Consider the following 18,267-nt stretch of genomic DNA (forward strand, 5'->3'; position numbering starts at 1 on the left):
ACCCCGTCGTTCGTGACGTGTCGTTCGTGAAGCGCTTGATCGTTCCGATTCGGAGGCTTCTCGCGTCACGAGATACATGCGACCCATCATGCCGGCAGCACCTTGGCGATGGTTTTCAGCAACAGTTCCGGATTGAACGGTTTCACGATCCATCCAGTGGCACCGGCTTCTTTCCCCGCTTGCTTCTTCTCCACCGCAGACTCGGTGGTCAACATAAGAATGGGGGTGAACTTGAAGGCCGCCAACTTGCGCAGCTCCTTGATGAGCGTAATGCCGTCCATCTCCGGCATATTGAGGTCGGTGACGACGATGTCCATCTTCGGACCGGCTGCGACCTTGTTGACGGCATCCTTCCCGTGTTCGGCCTCGACGACCGTGAACCCGGCGTTCGTAAGCGTGAACGCCACCATTTGACGCATGGTGGGTGAATCATCGACAACGAGTGCGGTCTTGCTCATACTGATCCTCCACCGTCATGTGCCTGTCTCTTGTGAGGCCTTCCTGCTGGCTTCACGGGCGACTCGTTTAAAACAGCGTGACGGAATCGGGCTCCTTCACCGGCATGTCGACCGGCACCGGCTCTTGATAGTCGGGCGTCAATGCTGCCGTGTGAAGACGGCGTTCTTCTTCCATCGTGTAGTGTTGCTCAAGCTGCTCCAGCTCAGCGATCTCCTGTTTCGCACTCTCGTCATCCGGTCCTCGCATCAACGCCTGAAGATGCCGGCTCCATTGATCCAACGCTTGCCCGACATGTTCCAGTTTTTGTCGCGTGATATCTTGAAACTGCATCGCCATCACGATTTTTGACACACAGGCCGACCTCTCGTGCGGCGAAGTCTCCGCTTCTGGAGATGTCAGCAAATGAAGATTCAACACTAAGTCCATCGTAGCCCGCTCGGTTTCGTCGGTGACGGCCGTCATCTGAGCTTTCAACACCGGTATCAAGCGCACCGCGCAGGCCGCAAATGCCTCCCAGGCCTGTCGATGCTCGTGAAGCTTGGCGGCGTCGCCCATGTCGACGCCGGCGGCGTCTGAACACTCCACCTTGTCGGTCATCGTCTTCCGTCCAATCGTAAACCCGGTGTCGAACTATTCGCTGAGCGGTTCGGAAAATCCGAGTTGCGTCAATCTTCCTTGCAGATCTTGGGAAAGCCCCGTGACAAACATCCGGCCCCGTTTCCGCGCGGCCCAGAGCAGCTGGATGATCGCGGTATCTGCCCGTGAGACTTTTCCAAGATCGAGTGAAACCAGGCCATCGTTCTGAAATAGTTTGAGCAACTCCTCTTTGAACTCCGCCGCCTCGAAAATGGTGAGATCGCCGCCTGGAACCAGGTGTCTGCCGTTCGGCTCTGCCACCCGGTGTGCCTTAGATCCAATTGATTCCGCCGTCATCGTGAGCTCTCTCCCCTGTAGTCACTAAGACATACTGTCGGCTGCTTCTGATCAAGACTTGAGAGTCTACCTGCCGTAAAAACCCCGAGATCCACTATGGTGTCCGGCCGTTGCCGGACAACTCCGGAGGCGGCTGCAAGGAGCTCAGCGACCCATCATCCGCCGATTGCCCGGATTGATCCGTCTCATTTCCTGTCTGGAGAAGAGGAGCAGGAGGCGCCTGCTCAAGAATGACGACTTCTACTCGACGATTCTTGGCCCTTTGCTCAGGATCCAGATTGGCCGTCACAGGCCTGGTGTCGGCATGCCCCACCGCAGCGAGATGATCCGATTGGACTCCGTAGAGCTCGGATAGAACTCTGACGACCATCACAGCCCGGGTGGATGACAGTTCCCAATTGGAAGGAAATTGCGCCGTCTGAATCGGCACATTATCCGTATGTCCTTCAACGCGAGCATGCCGGTTCAATTCCAGAATAGCCCCGCTCAATCCTTCAAGGAATGGAAGAGCTTCTGCTCGTATCGTCGCTTCCCCACTGTTAAAAAGTAGTTTGTCTGGGATCGTAATGACGATATCGCCATTGACGGTCTGGACGACAGTGACGAACGCCGCCAAGTCTTTCAGTTGCTTATCCTTGATACCTTGGAACACTTGGCGGATATGTCGAATCGTGACTTCCTTGGCCTCCGCTGGATTCCGCCCCTGCTGCACCAGCCTTGCCTCACCGACGCCGAATACCCGGTTCGCACCAGACCGATTGGCCATCGGATTCAGCGCAGCCTTGATCGATTCGCTGACGGTCCGGTACTTTCCTTCATTGATGGAAGAGATCGAGTACATGACGACGAAGAACGCAAACAGCAAGGTGATGAAGTCGGCATACGACACCAGCCAACGTTCGTGGTTTTCATGCTCCTCGTGTTTATGCTTCGCCATTTATGACCGTACCGCGTGGAGCGTGGCTCGTACCGTGTCGTCATCGTTTCCGCCCATGACGTCGACAAGATATGAACTACGCTTCACGAAAGACCTCATTTCCTCGTTTCCTTTGTCCGTTCATTGTGCGGCAGAAAACCTTCCAGCTTTTCCTGCAGCAGTCGAGGGTTCTCCCCTTGGGCAAGTCCGACAAGTCCCATGATGACCAAATTGCGGGAGCCTGCCTCCTCTTTCAGCTTCAGCTTGATCTTGTTCGCAATGGGTAAGAAGAAGAGGTTGGCGGCTCCCACGCCATAGACCGTGGCGACGAACGCCACCGCGATACCACTGCCGAGCTTTGAGGGGTCGGCCAAGTTTTCCATCACGTGAATCAGTCCGAGGACGGCGCCGAGAATCCCGACGGTCGGCGAATATCCTCCCGCGGCTTCCCACACTTTGGCCGCCAGGATGCCCTGCTCCTCATGCTGTTCCACCTCGATCTCGAGAATCTCATGCACGGCTTTCGGGTCGGTTCCATCGACAATGAGTTGAATCCCCTTTTTCATGAACGCATCATGGATGTCTTTCAGTTTTCCCTCGAGCGCGAGCAGACCTTGTTTTCGTGAGACATTCGCGAGGTCAATGATGAGTTTGATGTTCCCCTTGTTGTCGACGCGGGGACCGGCGAAGGCGAGAGACAGACTACCGGCTGCCTTGACGATGACCGGCAAGGGACTCTGCACGCAAATGGCGCCGACCGTGCCGCCGATCACAATGATAAAGGCGGTCAACTGCATGATCGAACCCAGATGGCCGCCTTCGAGCGCTTGCCCTCCGACGATGGAGCCGATTGCAATCACCACCCCAAGAATTGTCGCAATATCCATTGCGTGAGCGCCTCATTTGAACCCGAATTGAGCCAGGATATCGTCGGCGACTTTTTGCTTCATGGCCGTCGATTTGGAGTCTTCGAGTTGTTTGAGCAAGTGGCCGGCCGTTCCGGCGGAAGTTACTTGTTCCCCGTTTTGTTGGAGACCAAAGACCACGACCAGTTCCATCAGCTTGTTCTGCACTTCATCAAGGATGGTCACGAGCTTCTTGACTCGTTGAGCGACCAGATCTTGAAAGGAGAGAGCGGTCATGATTTCCGTCAAATGCTTGGCGTCCTGCGCCATCACGGTGCTCACCTTCTCCAGACGTTCTGCGAGCTTCACGCAATCGATCGCCTGCAACGTGTCGACGACGGAACAGAGATCTTTCGCCACTCGGTCGCGATTGTCTTGGATCATCTCGGTCAGACGCATGACTTCGAGGGTTCCGGTCTCCGTCATCCGGTTGAGCTCGCTGAGATGCGATGAGGCTGCCGGCAGTTGTGCACTGCTGGCCACGATCTGAGGACCGGCGTGTGAAATCGTCGTCATCGCCTTCTCGACAAAGCGAGCCAATTCACCGAGTTCTCCATACAACTTGTGTCCCTGGTTCTCCACACGACCTCCATCCCTGACGGCTCGGATGCCCTTTGGTCGCCCGAATCTATTTGAAGATCTTCGCGATCTTTTCCTGCAGTGTCTCAGCCGTAAAGGGCTTGACGATGTAATTACTCACCCCCGCCTGCACGGCTTCAACCAAGTTGCTTTGCTGAGCCTCGGCCGTCACCATCAACACAGGCGTGGCCTTGAGCTTCTCGTCCGCACGGATCGCCCGAAGCATGTCGATGCCCGTCATGACCGGCATGTTCCAATCCGAGACGACGAATCCGTACGTGTCCGCCCGCAGCTTCTGCAGAGCTTCCTGTCCGTTCTCCGCCTCTTCTAAATTGGCAAAACCAAGCTGCTTCAAAATGTTCTTCACGATTCTCCTCATCGTCACCATGTCATCGACGACGAGGATCTTCATGTTCGGATCGGCTGGCATAACGCCTCCTTTGTCTCATACGGCAGTCACAGCGGCAGTGGGCGATGGTCCGGCGATAATGCGATGATTCGGGGTTCCAGCGACCTCGCGACGCCTCTCCACATATCGGCACATTCGCCGAACGACCTGACCCCCGGAAAGCTCGGCGGGTCATCGATTTCACTAGGCCGGCAGGAGGTAATCGACTTGTGTGGAGAAATGTGCGTTCCAGGAATGACAGTGCCGGCAGGATCATACCCACCGCTCATGTCCTGAGTACCCTCTGGAACGTGAGAGCGAAGGAATGGTCGTTCTGCCGATGGACCTGACAGCACCCCATAGAGCCACTAGCCTTGCCTGGACCGACTGTGCATCCACTCATGAATGTCACGGCGCAGGAATCGCCAATGCTTACCGATCTTGGAAGCCGGGAGTTCACCGACTCGCGCGAGCTTGTAGACGGTTGATTTCGGCACCCGGAGAAACCGCGCCACTTCCATGACGGTTAGGATTTCGCCGTCCCGGACGGGACTTTCTTCCAGCTGGCTCGTCGTTGCTGCTGATACGTCATTATTCATGCCGACTGTGGTATCGGCGTAGCGGTTCGGAAACTTGAGCGCCCTGCCATAATCGGCTTTCCACCATGCCGTCACCTTCCTCCGGCCGTACCAGGATGGGCCGCGTCTATTCAGGATTTTCGGCCGCTTACCGAAGAAGGTGTGGTATTCACGCCGAACGAATAGGAACTGAACTCAATGGCACGCATCATCTCCGTCGCATCCGGCAAAGGCGGGGTTGGAAAAAGTGTGATTGCGGCCAACCTGGCTCTGGTCTTGGCGCAAAAAGGCAGGCAGGTGGTCCTTGCCGACCTCGATATCGGAGGCGCTGACGCCCATGTGCTGCTGGGCCTCCCCAACCCAGCGCTTACCCTGACTGACTTTCTCAATCGGCGGGTTGAACAGCTGGATGCCCTGGCTCAACAGCTTCCCATTCACCCCTCGTTGCGCATTATTCCAGGGACAGGCGACACCCTCGCGACCGCCAATATGCCCTATTCACAAAAACGGCGCCTTATTCGAAACTTCCAAGATATCCATGCCGACGTGATCGTCGTCGATATTGGAGCGGGAACAAGCTACCATGCGCTTGATTTTTTTCTGATGGCCGACCATCACCTCGCCGTGGCTACGCCGGACCCCACCTCCGTTCTGGACCTCTATCGCTTCATCAAGCTGGCCGCGATCCGTCGAGTCTTATCGATGTTCTTAACGCGCAATGTGATGGCAGAGGGACTGGCAAACCGGGATTACAGCAGCGTGGAGGAAGTCTTGGACGTCGCGGGCAAGACCGACGAATCCGGCCGGTCGATCGCGGAAGCTACCCTGAGCGTGTTTCAACCGGCTCTCATCCTCAATCGTGTTACCGGGCGTGCTCGCGTCAATGTGCCGCAGCTCAAGAAGCTGCTCAAAGACTATGTGGGGGGTGATTTGACATTATTAGGTGAGATTCCCGAGGACCCTGCAATGGAGCAAGCGGTGCGGGCATACATCCCGGTGGTTCAACACGCTCCATCATCTCCGGCTGCCGTCGCACTCGCGAAAACCGCCGAAGCGCTGGCACAGTTGCTGCGCAGCTCCTTGCCGCAAGCAGCTTGATTCGGTTGAACGGCTGAACGTTCTCGGTGCTCTTTCTTGTCGATCGTCATTCGTGAGCTTCACAAAGCCGCTTTTCCGGCGCGTGTACACCGGCCACTTGCACGGCGTTGGCTCCCTCTCATCATCGAAGCCCTTGCACGATCACGGCATACCATCCGAGGCCGTCGTATTCCTGATAGCCGAGCGTTTTGGCATACGCGACCACGTCGTGTTTATCATTGACGTAGTGGCCTCGGTCACGGCCTTGATGTTGGAGCGCGAAGGACAACAGTATTCCTTGGCCATCGGATGCCGCGATCACCCGCAGCTTGTTGTCCAGAAGAATCACACGCGTGCGTTTCCAGGCAGCTTCGGATATTGCCGGCTCTTTTTGAACGATAATTCTGGCTTGCTCTTCCCAATCAAACACCACCCCTAGAACACCGATGATCTTTCCGTTCGGTTTCCCTTCCTTCCGAACGGCGGCGGCATACACCGCGACCAGTTTGTCGCCATGGAGCGAGTCATGACCGATGTCATCGACCACGTACTGGTCGCCGTTCGTCGTTGCCATGGCTTTCTGAAACCAGGTACATCTTGTGGCATCGGCCCTGGTGACCTTGGGAAACTTCTCCGGGTGCGAGCAGGCCATGATCTTTCCGTCGATTCCGACCAAGACCAGGTTGAGATAAACCGAATAATATCGATTAATGAGGCCGAGTCGTTCGGCTGCATGATGGAGAGCAGCTCCATCCGCGGATTCGAGACCGTTAACCAGCGCTTCATCCATCGCCCACCAACGAACGTCGGCGGTGCGTTCGTACAGATTGCGTACGATCAACTGCACCAGTGTCTGCGCCATCTCTGAAAGGCGATCGTGTTCTTTGTCCATGAACCGCCGATTCAATTCTCCGGTTTCCTCTCGTATAGAGCTCAATGCTTTGGACGCGTCGGCGGCTTGTGTGGCCAGGTTTTTCACCTCCGTCGCAACCACGGCAAACCCTCTGCCGGCGTCTCCGGCTCTCGCCGCTTCTATGGTCGCGTTCAGTGAAAGAATGGTGATCTCGCTGGTGATTCTCGCGTTCACAAGCCGATGATCGTCGATCCGTTTTTCAATGTTGCCGATGATCTCTTTGATATTGAGTTGGTTCATGAAGGTTCCCTGGGTTTGTCTCCGTTCGTGCGGTGCCGCCTGGATCCCTCCGTGAGGCCCGCAGTTTCCATGAACGCTTTTCGCCTTAGCCGGGATGTGCACGACGTGCGCGCAAGCGTTCCGCCTGTGTGTGGAGGATGTGGCGGATGAGGTGCTCCTGATCGTCCATGCTGATCTCAACGAACTCTGTGGCCAAATCCCAGCCCTGTCCCTGAGGATTCGGCGTCGATCGGATAACGTGCGCGACGGCATGCACGGGAGTAAAAGGAGGCAGGATCATCTTGACCGATAATCGGTCTCCGGCGGCGAATTCACGAGAGGACACGAAGCCCACCCCTCCTCCGCTCAGATTGACATCCGTCAGCCTCGCCATCGCGACACTGGACGGCGCGATCGTCGCGAGAGAGTTGAGGATGACTCCGAGGAGATAGTCGACTTTCATCATCCAAGGCAACACCGGTGAGTCCATCAACGATTCGCCGGATCGAGCCAAAAGATCCGCTGTCGGTTTCATCACTGCCGCCGTGATCATCTCCGGAGTGGCGCCCCCCACGTCGACACCGGTTGCAATCGCCGGCTCATTCACCAGGCTGTATTCCATGAGCACCCGATCCTCGATCCTGATCCATTCGCGCCGTTCGTCCACGGCATGCTTGGGCCGGGGCGATGAGGGCATAGTCGGTGGTGCCATGGTCAACCTGCTTTCAACGTTATGCCGCAAGGCTCAGCGCGGCCACGCATGCCAAAGCCGGCGGTTGCGGCGTGTGGAGAACAACGCAGTTCCGACCCTGAGCTTTTGCGTGATTCACCGCGGAATCACCGGCTCTCATCCAGTCCGCAAATGAGGCAACGCCGATATCGGGAATGGCGGCCAAGCCTATACTGGCAGTGGTGCGGACCTGTCCCGCCTCGACTGCAAACGGGTGTTGCTCGATGCGCTCCCGCAACCGTTCCGCAAGGACACGAGTCTGCCCCCGATCAGTATGCGGAAGGATAACTGCGAAGGTGTTGCCTTCGTATCGACCGACCACATCAATGTCACGCACGGTGCTTCGTATCAGCTCGGCCGCCGTCCTAAGCACATGATCTCCGGCCGCATGCCCAAGACGCTCATTTACGGTCTTGAAATAATCCAAATCCAATAACAAAAGACAGGCCGGAACCCCATAGCGAAGCCCAACCTTCAATTCCCGTGTCAATGCCATCTCGAATGCTTGCCTATTCAGTATTTCGGTCAACGGGTCACGCATGGCGATATCCTGCGTTCGGCGAGTCGCATCGAGGTTCTGTAATGCAAGCGCGAGAGCAGTGCCGGCCGCATCGAGCAATTGTCGCTCCCCCTGTAAGAGAGGCTCTACGCCGGTCTTCTGAACGAAAAGAAAGCCCGATTCCTGCCCCATCGCCAGAGTACGTTCATGGCTATTCGCCGGCACTTCGATCGGCTGCGGTCGCTGAGACCCTGAACGTGGTACGAGACGAAGATGTCGCGCGTGCGCGAGTGGCTGCGGAGTCGACGGTCGAGTACCTTCGGCAGGCAGGCGACCGAGCCGGCGAAGCAGATAGCGACGAACACGGGCTTCGTGTTCTCGATGCTGGGTCTCAGACCAGATCCATACTTGCTTGCGGTTTGATCTGGCGATCCCGATCATATCTGTCTGGATCAAGGTTCGTAATCCGCGAACTAACGCCTTGCAGATCCCATCCTCATCAGGCGATCTCGAGAGTTCTTCGGAGAGCTGGTACAACGCCGACAGCTGCCGGCTATTCGACGGCAGTCCGTCAGGATCGCGTGTCGGCGCCTGTGTGACTGGAGAGACTTCTACGGATAGGCGCCTCGCTTCGTGTACGATACGCTGGTACTCGGCGCCACCTGCAATCGATTCCATCACCCTAGCCGCAGAACAAGGCCAGGTCAGATAGTCGAATGCGCCATCTCGCAACAGCCTGGCGACTCGATCCGAACCGATCGTTCCCCCGAGCAGAATGATACAGGGATCGTGTTGCGACTGAACCATGCGGGCAATAGCCTTTCGGGCATCGGCAAAGCGGGCCCCGATTTGATAGATCACCAATGGAGATTCATTTGAACCGCTGCGGTCGAGGGAAAAGTCCTGATGTCCATACGAGTGGACCGTCATGCCCGACCCAAGTTTCTTCCAGACCTGAGCTCGGCGGACGGTTGGAGAGGCAACCAGCAGAACCGTTGTGGAGGGGGTCGATTGTATCTCAGGGACAGAACCACCGCCCTCCGAAGCTCGAAGGCGGGACAACCGGGCAAGGTTGTGAATCATTCTCACATCGATGGCCATTGCCCGTTCCTGATTCCGGCTACGCTTCAACCGAGACTGTGTTGGGCGTCGAAGCAGCCACACCGAGTCGATGACGGAGTCCGTGCAATCGCTGCCTTGTCGCCACGACCTCGTTCAACAGGGATCCCAGCGCCGCCTGGGCGATATGCACGCGATTCCGGACTTGTTCATCGAGTTTCAGAAGATCCCCGGCATCCCTCATCGAGCTCTGCATTGCCTCCAAGAGATCCCCACGCTCACGATAGCATTGAGCCACGACATCCCATCGTCCAAGCTCGGCCGCTTCCACCGCAGACATGGTCAATCGAAGAATGTCCGCCTGGCATTGGCCGCCTATTGAGTTCGTCATGCTGCCGCCATGCGCGCCTGCTGCGCTGCGATTTCACGCCAGCCTTCGCGCAGCGTGGTCAAGCACCGCAACGGACCATCAAGATGGTGTGCCTTATTACGGGCATTGGCCGCGACTAGTTCGTTGAGCATGTAGTCGTAAAGCCGATGCAACGATTGCGCGATCTCCCCGCCTTGCTGGAAATCGAGGACGCTATTGAGCTCCCCGATGATGGAAATGGCTCGACCGAGAAACCGCGCTTTTTCCTTCGTGTCGTTCGACTCGATCCCGGCCCGAGCCAGCTCGATCGATTGAATGGCCGCGTCATACAGCAGCACCACGATTTGGACTCTCGACGAAGTCATGACCTGGGTCTGCTGATACTGTCTGGCGTTTTGAGTAAGCATAGGTTCCTTCCCTGGACGCTTTAGTTTCTTCTCGTCAGCGAGGAATTGGTCTGGAGGAAACCAAGCTGGCTCTGCAGTTGTCCAAGCAACCCATCGAGCGCAGCGTACTGTCGACGGAGCCGGTCTTCATACTGCGCGATGACATCCTCTTTCCTCGTAATCTCGTCGGTCAGATCCGAGATCTGGTCGGTCAGACCTTTCTTCCGCAGTGTCAACGCGCCGGATTCAATGTCATCGAGCGTATCCACCGACAGGTTCAGGAGTTGCGCGATCCCGGCGCTGTCGGCCTGATTGACAAACAGATCCTTCACGGCTGTGTAATTTGAGCTGAGCGCGGCATTCAACTTGGCCTCATCGACGGTGACGGTGCCGTCGCGCTCCGTTTTAACGCCGATCTCACCCACCGAAGCATAAGTGGTCAGGCCGGGCACGACGGAGGAGAGGGCGGTCCTCAATTGGCCAAGCACAGTCCGTACAGTCGGCTCGTTGAAAAAGATCCCGCCCTTCTTCGTGGTGATGTCATACGTGTTCCGCTCGTTGATGAACTTCACCACCTCGTTGTAGGCCGTCGCCAGATCCTTGATGTTGGTCTGGACGGCCGCCACATCCCGCGAGACATTGATCGCAACCGTACTCGAGCCTGTGGTCTTGCTCAGGGTCAACGTCACTCCGGAGATGGCATCGGTAATAGTGTTGCTGCCGCGCTGAAACGTCAGTGGATTCAGATTCGGGTCACCCACGACGATCACGGCATCTTGGGCCGCCTGCAGCGTATCGGTTCCTCCAGTTCCACTCCCGTTCAGAAAGTCGAGGTCGGTATCGTCCGCCACAATCGTCACCCCGGTGCTGGCGCCGGTACTGGTAGCCGTCAACACCAGCCGATAGGCGGGAGAAGCCTCGCTGCCTGTGTTGACTACCGACGCTGTGGCGCCGGCGCCGAGGTCATTGATGGCGGTTTTAAGATCGTCAATCGTCCCTGTGGCGCTCAGGTTGACGGTTTGATTGCTGCCGCTGCCGACATGAAACGTGAAGGTCCCCGAAGCGCCGCTCACAATATCGGTTGTGGTCGCCACGACTGCTTTCGCGGCCTTGTTCGTCATCTGATGCGACTGCGCCAGTTGTGTGACTTTGACGGTGTAGCTTCCCTGAACCGCCGTGGATGCGCCCGTGGCTGTGAGCACCGTCGAGTCGCCGACCGACACGCTGGAGCGGTCGAAATTGGAGGGCAGACGCATTCGATCGGCCGCGCTTTGCAGGGCGATCAACTTTGTGCTCAACGTGGCGTAATCGGTCGATTTCGAATTGAGGTCGGCTTTCTTCGTATTGAGCCGGTCGACAGGTATGCGCGACGCCTTGACGAGTTGGTCGACGACCTGACCGAAATCGAGTCCGTTCCCAAGGCCGCCAAAGCTTATCGTCGCCATCCCATAACCCTCGCAACTGACCTATGCTTGCTCGCGCAGCAACAACCCTTTCGGGCCCGTCAGGTACTTTTCCAGTTCCAGCAGCTCTTCAGGGGGAATCTGGCGAATGACCTCGCCGGATTTTTGCTCAACGACTTTCACCACCACTCGTTCGGTCTCTTCGTCCACTTTGATCTTGAGTTGCGGATCCACTAGAACCAGCATCTCGTTGACCTTCGCCGCAGCCTCGTCGACCACGGCGCGATCAGCGACCCGCTGGGAACTCGACTGGCTGTCCGACTCGTTCGTCTTTGCGCGCGGCTTCTGCCCGGCCGCAGCCGATAGTTCTTCCTCGCGAACGCGACCGACCCGAGGATCTGCCTTTGGTGTAACGCTGTGTATCATGGCAGCCTCCCTACAACCCACCGGTCGCCGTACCCTCTCGTTCATGCGAGAAGGTACGGTGCCGATAGTCTGCTACTTATTGGAGTAGCGCCAACGCCTGCTGCGGCAACGTATTCGCCTGCGCAAGCACGGCGATACCCGTTTGCACCAAGACCTGATTCTTGGTGAACTGTGACGTCTCATACGCAATGTCCGCATCGCGGATCCGAGATTCGGCCGCTGTCAGGTTCTCGCTGGAAATCTCCAAATTCGCGATCGTGGCTTCAAACCGATTCTGGAGCGACCCGTATTCGGCGCGGGCGGTTGCCACGGCGCTGATGGCGCTGTCGATGTTGCTCAACGCGCTCTGCGCATTGGCCGACGTGGACACGTTCACGCTGCTGATGCCCAGCGCGGAGATCGTCAGCTGGTTCAGGTCCATCGTCAACGTGTTGCCGGTGCCGCTCTTGAAGCCCACCTGCATCGTGAAACTGATCGAGCTGCCGCTGGTCAAGGCTTGCCCGTTGAACTCCGTCACCTGCGCGATACGGTCGATTTCAGAACGCAGCGCCACGAACTCCAGGTCGATGTACGACCGTTCGGTGGCACCCACCGTGCCGCTGGCCGACTGGGAAGCCAGCTCGCGAAGCCGGCCCATCAGGTTGCCGATCGTGGCAGCCGCGCCGTCGGCGATCTGCGTCAAACTGATCCCGTCCGAAGAGTTCCGAACGGCTTGGTTGATGCTGCGAATGTGGGCGCGCAACGTCTCGGACAATCCGAGACCGGCAGCGTCATCCGCAGCGCGGGTGATCCGGAGACCGGACGAGAGGCGCTCGACCGAGCGTCCCAGGCTCCCCGTACTCACACCCAGGTTGCGCTGGGCCGAAATGGATGCAGGATTGTTGTTGACGATAATGGCCATTGACACGTCCTCCTTGAGACAAAAACTTGATCCACCTCTTCGCCTCCGGCGTCCGTGCAGAGGCGCATGCCCCGCTCATATCCATGAGCCGGCCTGGTGTCTTATCGGTAGGGCCGGCCGGGACTTGAGCCACCGGCCAATCGAGCACGAAGAGGCGCTCAGTCTGTACCAACGGACACTAATCTGCCGTCACCACGGGCTTTCCAGGCGGGGCAGTATTTCATACTCCAACAGATCCGCCAGACGGACCATGTCCTGAGCCGTGCGCGCCTCCAGGAATTGCTGGACCCATGGTGCCAACCCTGAGGCGCCGGTGCCGGTTTGCATTGTGGCTGATGCTCGGTCTACGAACTCCAGATAGTCTGCCAGCCGGCCCATCCAGGCATCGAGCGGGGAAAGCGGCGACGGTCCGAATCTCAACCGCGGGATCAAGGCGGTGCCGTCGGCCCGGAGCGTCTCGGTGAATTTTCTAATGGACCCCTCGGCTGCCCGCATGAGTTCCGGCATCGGTTGTGACACCGCCGTGAGCCGTTGGAACCGCGCGACGGGTTCGGCGAGAAAGGCCGAATCCAGATCTCGGTCCGTAATCGTGCGCTGATCGAGTTGCAGCTTGGTCACGATACGGGCGCGGGTATGGGCTCGCTCACTGACTTCCGCCAGCACATGCTCCATCGTCAGCGGCGCGCCGACTTCCCAGTGGTCTTGATCCAGCGTGATATGCATGGTCGGTCTCCTCTTATCCGATGCTTGCGCACGAAGCGGGCACGATCGGGTTTGGGTTAACGGTTTCAGAGACGGATGCAAGGCGAGAGGCCACAATGCCCAGCTCGCGGCGCCATCGATGATAGGCGGCCGCGTGATGCCGCGCCATCTGTTCCAGTCCTTGCACATTGTCCTGATGCAGCAGGCGGAGCGCGGCCGTGGTCAATGGCTTTGTGGCCCACGTCGCCGTGCCGGTCATGGCGACTTTCTGACGATCCTCCGCCTGAGTCCGCTGGAGTGATTGAACGGCATGGACAGGAATGGGTGTTTGCCCAATAAGCTTCACAATATGGTCGGCGCGTTGGCAGAGCTTGTCGAGTAGAGGCGCCATGGCTCCGATGCACGCCGATGCCTCCTGGGCATCGGGAGGAAGACCGTTCAAGACCGGCAGCCGGCTGGGCTGTCCGGTAAACGACGCATACCACCGGCGTCGCCAGAAAGCCGCATACCAGGCTATGGCAGCATCCTCGCGGCCGGAGACGAGCTGGAAACAGCCTAACTGATCTTCGTCGATGCCCGATCGATACAAGCGATACCCAGGGACAACCATGGGCAGAGGCCCTTCTCCCACCGCATGTCGCATGATCTCGACGATGGAGTCGATCGGCAAACGGTCCTTACAGGCGTGATGCGGACAGACCTGGTCGAAGCCGCAGGGCGCGCAGTCCAGATCCGGTTGCACAACCCAGTGCCCCGTTCCATAGGGACCGGTTTCCTGAAAATCCACGTGGCCGACAGACAGATCGATAACCGGAGTCTGCACGCCGACGGCCAGATGCATCGGTCCCGTGTCGTTCGTGAGCAGCAGCCGGCAGCGGGCCAAGAGGGCGGTGAGTTGCCCGAGCGTCGTCTGACCCACGGCATTCTTGATCGAGCTGCGCCCACCCGCTTCTCGGTACGTCCTAATGACATGGGCAACGGTTTCCTGTTCCGATGCGGATCCGACAAACAGGATACCGCCGGCCCATCGTGTACTGAAGCGTGCCAGCGTCTCGCCGAAATGCTGCGGGCGCCAAGCCTTCATCACGTCACTCGCTCCGGCTTGCACCGCAATCCACTTGGTATCCGGTCGTTCCGGGATTGACAAAAAGCGCTGCGCCCAATCTCCGCTTTCGGCCGGTGCCGTCACACGCAGCGGCGCAAACAAGCCGGGCCGGCTCCCGGCCAGCGCATAGACATCGACGAGGTTGAATCGATTGATCCGGCGGATCTGGTGAATGTCGGTAAAGTAGGCCATCCAGGGATTGTCGATGACCGTGCCCCCATCCCACGCGCTCCGCGCCCCACGGATATCCGGAGCTCCGACGTAGTCAGCCAGCAGCGCGCTCGGACGGTTGAACGTGAGGTTGATGATGCGGTCATAGCGGCGCTTGTGCAGATCTCCGGCCCATGCCGCGACTTCTCGATACAGCGCGACGGTATCTTTGACGCAGGCACGGCTTTCGTCGATCAATGCATGGAAATCATAGGCGATGATGTCGCGCAACCCATTCAGCATGGAGGCCACCGGTGCGAATTGCCGATCGACCACCAGGTCCACTGCCACACCCGGCCATTCTTCTCGAAGGCGGACCAGCAGCGTGCCCATTTGCACGAGATCTCCCATGCGGGTAATGTTCACAATCAACACTTGCTTCATGTTCAAGCCCCAGCAGAATGCGTTTCGACCTTCAGTCTCCTGATCAACGAACAGACCGAGACGCGCAACGCTCCCTCAGACAAGGTCTCTCGTTTCAGCGCGATAACAATCCAACATCAAGATCAACAGCTCTTCCCTCGCCAACTTGTGGCCTGCGCCTTTTGTTTTGATCTGGGCCGCCACATCCTTGAGCTCCACACGTTGACCTGGCGGAAAGCTTCGAAGCAGCGCCGCAAGTTCAGGAGGCGCATCTCCCCGCTGTGCCAGCGCGCCGGCATCGCGCCCTCCGCGCATGATCGTCCCGATCCGGTCAGGCTGCTGCAGACCAATCGCAGCCAACAGCTCTCTCATGCGATGTTCATACGTATGGTGGGCAAGCACGCGGCGGCGCGCCGCCTCGGCAATCGCGCGCCGCCCGGATGCATCAGCGAGCCACGTACGGATGAGTGACGGGACTTCAGCCAGAGTGGTGAACCGGGTCATCTCGTGGGGAGCGAAGAGATCGGGAAAGAGTGCCCGCTCATCAACCAGTTGAAACGCACCGCACGCCGCCAATTCAAACGTCCGTGGATTGACAAAGTCGGCCTCCGGATCGAGTCCATCACCTACACAGGAGTGAAGATTCAAATTGATGGCTGTCGCGTTGAAGACCTTCATACAGGTCTCGGTATCGATGCGGGCGCCGCCGCGCTGGAGAACCGCCGCGAGATCATCCGCGCCTTCCCATTCATTGCCCCACAGCTTGAACGACCAATCCTTCGATAGCCATGTGGGAAGGACCGCGCGACGGTTGGCATATCCTGCGCCAACGAACGACACATCCGCACCATACTCACTCTGTTCGGCCGGAGTGAGCGCACGCGGCCGATGCAGAGCAGGGTCGGCCGCCATCGGCAGATAGCTGACCTGGCGCGCCCCGGCCCGTTTCAACGCCTCAAAACACGGGGCTTGCTGGATCACGAACCAATAGTCGTAGCCGCCCGCCAATTGCTGCCAATAGGTCAAATGCCGATAGTTTTCGACAAACCACATCGCCGTGAGAAATTTCTTTTTTCGCAGATGCTCGAGCACCGGGAGATTCAACGGCGCCTGCGCGAGCGCCAGCACAAGATCCGGCGGATCCTCAGCGAGATGCGTCATCACCCCCAGGCTCAGGCTGTCCGCGAACCGGCTTTGCATCGTCAGACGATGCCGCGGTTCACGATAAGATCCGAACAGATCATAGCTGGCCTGATGGCGGCTCTGATCCAGCCAACTGACCCGATGCCCCAGCGATTGGAGCGCCGCCACCGTGTGATGGGCGATGGGAAGCGAGCCACCGTAGATCGGTCCGACGACGGCGACATGGAGCCGGCCACCCTGTTTGCTCGCCACCAGATGCCGGAGTTTCGCGTCCAAGTCGCGATGCGCGTCGGTGTGCAGACAGGCTGCCGACGCAAACGCCATGAAGCGGAGCGGCACCGAATTCGTGACGAGCCGCTCGGCCATCACTTCCGGCGTCCCCCAAATCCAGTCGACCGTGTTGACCCACGCATCCATGGGTCTGGCCGACAGAGCGTCCTTGAGCACCGCCGGATCGGGCACGACGACCGCCAGTTTCGCTTCTCTCGGCTTCAGAGCAACCAAGGCCTCGACGTGATAGAGCAGTCCGACACCGAGCACAACGCCGAGTTCGTCCGTCTTCCATTCGCCCAATCGGGCTTCGGCCCATGCACGGGCCTCTTTGCGCGGATCATACCCGCTGTGTACCCATCGCCCATCATGCGTCGCCGACGGACTTCCTTCGCGCGACGGCACGATCGTCAACAACCCGCCCGGGTTATCCTGAGCCGCCTGGACAAGCGCAGGATAAAGCCGTCGAAGGCCTTCAAGATTTTTCGCCAGATAGTTCATGAGCACGCCGGCTCCAATTCACGCCAGAGGGCTTCCCGCTCGTGCGGCGGAACGGGTGGGTGTCCGACTGGGGAGTAATACGCGCCCCATCTGTCGTAGTGACTCGTCCATACACTCCAGCCGGCCGGTGCATGAAGGCCCTGCTCCAAGACTGCCGCGAGAGTTTCATCGACCGGCCACGTTCCGTCCCTCGCCTCTTCCGCTTGCCACACGAGGTGGTGGAAACCATACGGTCCCGTTTCATGCACCCGTGCCCGTGCGAAATACCAGCCGATGACCGGTCTGCCGAGCGCCGAAGCAAGATGCAGTGGGCCTGTATCGGAGCCGATAATTCGATGACAGCGCATGAGAATCACGGCCAGCTGAGCGAGCGACGTACGGCCCGTCGTATCCCAAATCCGTCCCAACGCTGTTGGAGACAGAAGTGCCTGAATCTCGGCTGCCCGCTCCTGCTCTGTTCCAACCAGTACAACACGGCCTTGCGGTGCCGCGGCGAAAAAAGAGGTAATCCACCGGCGCCACACCTGTGTAGGCACGACCCGCTCAGTCTCCCCTGCCCCCACAATGAGCGCGACCCACGGAGCCCCTTGCTTCCCGATGCAGTCCAGATCGTCCGATAGTTGAACCGTCGGACAATTCAGCATGACGATCCGTTCCGGTGGAGACACTCCGCAGAGCCCACAGAACGCGTCGGCGAGGTGCACCCGCTGGCCCCGGCGCCGCTGCGCCACATCACGCACGTAGGCTGCCCAAGGTGTCAACGCCTCGTCGAGCGGTCCGTGTTGCAACGGCCCCTTCACTTCCCGGCCAAGCAAGGACGCAGCCACCAGCGCTCGACGATGTTGATTGAGGACGTACGCACAGTCATACCGCTCCGGCGCCAACGCCCCGAGCGCTGCTTCGACCTCGATGAGATGTTCCGCACGCAAGTCCTGCCGCGCCATTTCAGCGCGCTGTTGCCAGGCTGCTCCATCCCACGCAAGGACGTGTTCAATGCCGGGAATCAGGCGCCCGACCTCAACCAGATGCGCCGGGCAGAGCAGATCAAGTCGTGTCTCTGGAAAACGGGCGCGGAGTCCCGTGATCGCCGGAAGAGTTTGCAGCAGATCGCCCAATCGAGCCAGTTGTATGACCAGTGCACGTGGCATTCGTTCATGCTTTCGCCTGACCGCAATGATCGAAGAGCTCGATCGGGTCAGAGGTTTGGGTAGACTCAGGCAAGCGGTTGCTGA

The 18,267-nt window shown here is 58.6% G+C and carries 20 protein-coding genes; 1 reads left to right on the top strand and 19 read right to left on the bottom strand.

What is annotated here, in order from left to right; translation table 11 throughout:
* Window positions 1–86: 86 nt before the first annotated feature.
* From H8K04_11765 to H8K04_11800, 8 genes are all read right to left on the bottom strand, one after another.
* Window positions 87–458 (bottom strand): response regulator, encoded by a 372-nt coding sequence (locus H8K04_11765; protein ID UVT14525.1) that lies wholly within the window; start codon window positions 456–458, stop codon window positions 87–89.
* A 67-nt stretch (window positions 459–525) separates the two neighbouring features.
* A complete protein-coding gene (locus tag H8K04_11770) occupies window positions 526–1,056 on the bottom strand; it encodes a hypothetical protein (GenBank protein ID UVT14526.1) in 531 nt (176 codons plus the stop codon).
* Window positions 1,057–1,089: 33 nt separating this feature from the next.
* Entirely contained in the window at window positions 1,090–1,392 is a 303-nt protein-coding gene (locus H8K04_11775) for an STAS domain-containing protein (GenBank protein ID UVT14527.1), read from the bottom strand.
* Between the two features lie 94 nt (window positions 1,393–1,486).
* The gene (locus H8K04_11780) at window positions 1,487–2,329 is read right to left on the bottom strand and encodes an OmpA family protein (GenBank protein ID UVT14528.1); all 843 of its coding nucleotides are present in this window, start codon (window positions 2,327–2,329) and stop codon (window positions 1,487–1,489) included.
* Between the two features lie 95 nt (window positions 2,330–2,424).
* On the bottom strand, window positions 2,425–3,195 hold the full coding sequence (locus tag H8K04_11785; GenBank protein UVT14529.1) for a flagellar motor protein: 771 nt from the start codon (window positions 3,193–3,195) through the stop codon (window positions 2,425–2,427).
* Between the two features lie 12 nt (window positions 3,196–3,207).
* The gene (locus H8K04_11790) at window positions 3,208–3,795 is read right to left on the bottom strand and encodes a protein phosphatase CheZ (GenBank protein UVT14530.1); all 588 of its coding nucleotides are present in this window, start codon (window positions 3,793–3,795) and stop codon (window positions 3,208–3,210) included.
* A gap of 46 nt (window positions 3,796–3,841) precedes the next feature.
* The gene (locus H8K04_11795; protein UVT14531.1) at window positions 3,842–4,222 is read right to left on the bottom strand and encodes a chemotaxis response regulator CheY; all 381 of its coding nucleotides are present in this window, start codon (window positions 4,220–4,222) and stop codon (window positions 3,842–3,844) included.
* Window positions 4,223–4,548: 326 nt separating this feature from the next.
* Entirely contained in the window at window positions 4,549–4,779 is a 231-nt protein-coding gene (locus tag H8K04_11800; GenBank protein ID UVT17965.1) for a helix-turn-helix domain-containing protein, read from the bottom strand.
* A gap of 177 nt (window positions 4,780–4,956) precedes the next feature.
* Between H8K04_11800 and H8K04_11805 the strand changes: the two genes are divergently transcribed.
* Window positions 4,957–5,856, top strand: a complete 900-nt coding sequence (locus H8K04_11805; GenBank protein ID UVT14532.1) for a P-loop NTPase — start codon at window positions 4,957–4,959, stop codon at window positions 5,854–5,856.
* Window positions 5,857–5,977: 121 nt separating this feature from the next.
* On the opposite strand, the gene H8K04_11810 is transcribed toward H8K04_11805, so the two are convergent.
* From H8K04_11810 to H8K04_11860, 11 genes are all read right to left on the bottom strand, one after another.
* The gene (locus tag H8K04_11810) at window positions 5,978–7,240 is read right to left on the bottom strand and encodes a hypothetical protein (GenBank protein ID UVT14533.1); all 1,263 of its coding nucleotides are present in this window, start codon (window positions 7,238–7,240) and stop codon (window positions 5,978–5,980) included.
* Between the two features lie 458 nt (window positions 7,241–7,698).
* The gene (locus tag H8K04_11815) at window positions 7,699–9,297 is read right to left on the bottom strand and encodes a diguanylate cyclase (GenBank protein ID UVT14534.1); all 1,599 of its coding nucleotides are present in this window, start codon (window positions 9,295–9,297) and stop codon (window positions 7,699–7,701) included.
* 19 nt (window positions 9,298–9,316) lie between these two features.
* The gene (locus H8K04_11820) at window positions 9,317–9,646 is read right to left on the bottom strand and encodes a hypothetical protein (protein UVT14535.1); all 330 of its coding nucleotides are present in this window, start codon (window positions 9,644–9,646) and stop codon (window positions 9,317–9,319) included.
* The gene (gene fliS, locus H8K04_11825; protein UVT14536.1) at window positions 9,643–10,032 is read right to left on the bottom strand and encodes a flagellar export chaperone FliS; all 390 of its coding nucleotides are present in this window, start codon (window positions 10,030–10,032) and stop codon (window positions 9,643–9,645) included. The genes H8K04_11820 and fliS overlap by 4 nt, the downstream gene beginning before the upstream one ends.
* Before the next feature lie 20 nt (window positions 10,033–10,052).
* Window positions 10,053–11,456: a flagellar filament capping protein FliD gene (gene fliD / locus H8K04_11830; GenBank protein ID UVT14537.1), complete on the bottom strand. Its 1,404-nt coding sequence runs from the start codon at window positions 11,454–11,456 to the stop codon at window positions 10,053–10,055.
* 21 nt (window positions 11,457–11,477) lie between these two features.
* Entirely contained in the window at window positions 11,478–11,840 is a 363-nt protein-coding gene (locus tag H8K04_11835) for a flagellar protein FlaG (protein UVT14538.1), read from the bottom strand.
* A gap of 76 nt (window positions 11,841–11,916) precedes the next feature.
* Window positions 11,917–12,741, bottom strand: coding sequence for a flagellin FliC (locus tag H8K04_11840; GenBank protein ID UVT14539.1), 825 nt, complete (start codon window positions 12,739–12,741; stop codon window positions 11,917–11,919).
* 189 nt (window positions 12,742–12,930) lie between these two features.
* The gene (locus H8K04_11845; protein UVT14540.1) at window positions 12,931–13,464 is read right to left on the bottom strand and encodes a hypothetical protein; all 534 of its coding nucleotides are present in this window, start codon (window positions 13,462–13,464) and stop codon (window positions 12,931–12,933) included.
* 13 nt (window positions 13,465–13,477) lie between these two features.
* Window positions 13,478–15,142 carry a glycosyltransferase family 9 protein gene (locus H8K04_11850; protein ID UVT14541.1) on the bottom strand — a complete coding sequence of 555 codons (1,665 nt, stop codon included), beginning with the start codon at window positions 15,140–15,142 and terminating at the stop codon, window positions 13,478–13,480.
* 75 nt (window positions 15,143–15,217) lie between these two features.
* On the bottom strand, window positions 15,218–17,035 hold the full coding sequence (locus H8K04_11855) for a glycosyltransferase (protein ID UVT14542.1): 1,818 nt from the start codon (window positions 17,033–17,035) through the stop codon (window positions 15,218–15,220).
* A complete protein-coding gene (locus H8K04_11860) occupies window positions 17,032–18,183 on the bottom strand; it encodes a glycosyltransferase family 9 protein (protein ID UVT14543.1) in 1,152 nt (383 codons plus the stop codon). The genes H8K04_11855 and H8K04_11860 overlap by 4 nt, the downstream gene beginning before the upstream one ends.
* Window positions 18,184–18,267 lie beyond the last annotated feature (84 nt).

Origin of the sequence: Nitrospira sp. (genome assembly GCA_024760525.1) — a bacterium.
Classification (GTDB): domain Bacteria; phylum Nitrospirota; class Nitrospiria; order Nitrospirales; family Nitrospiraceae; genus Nitrospira_D.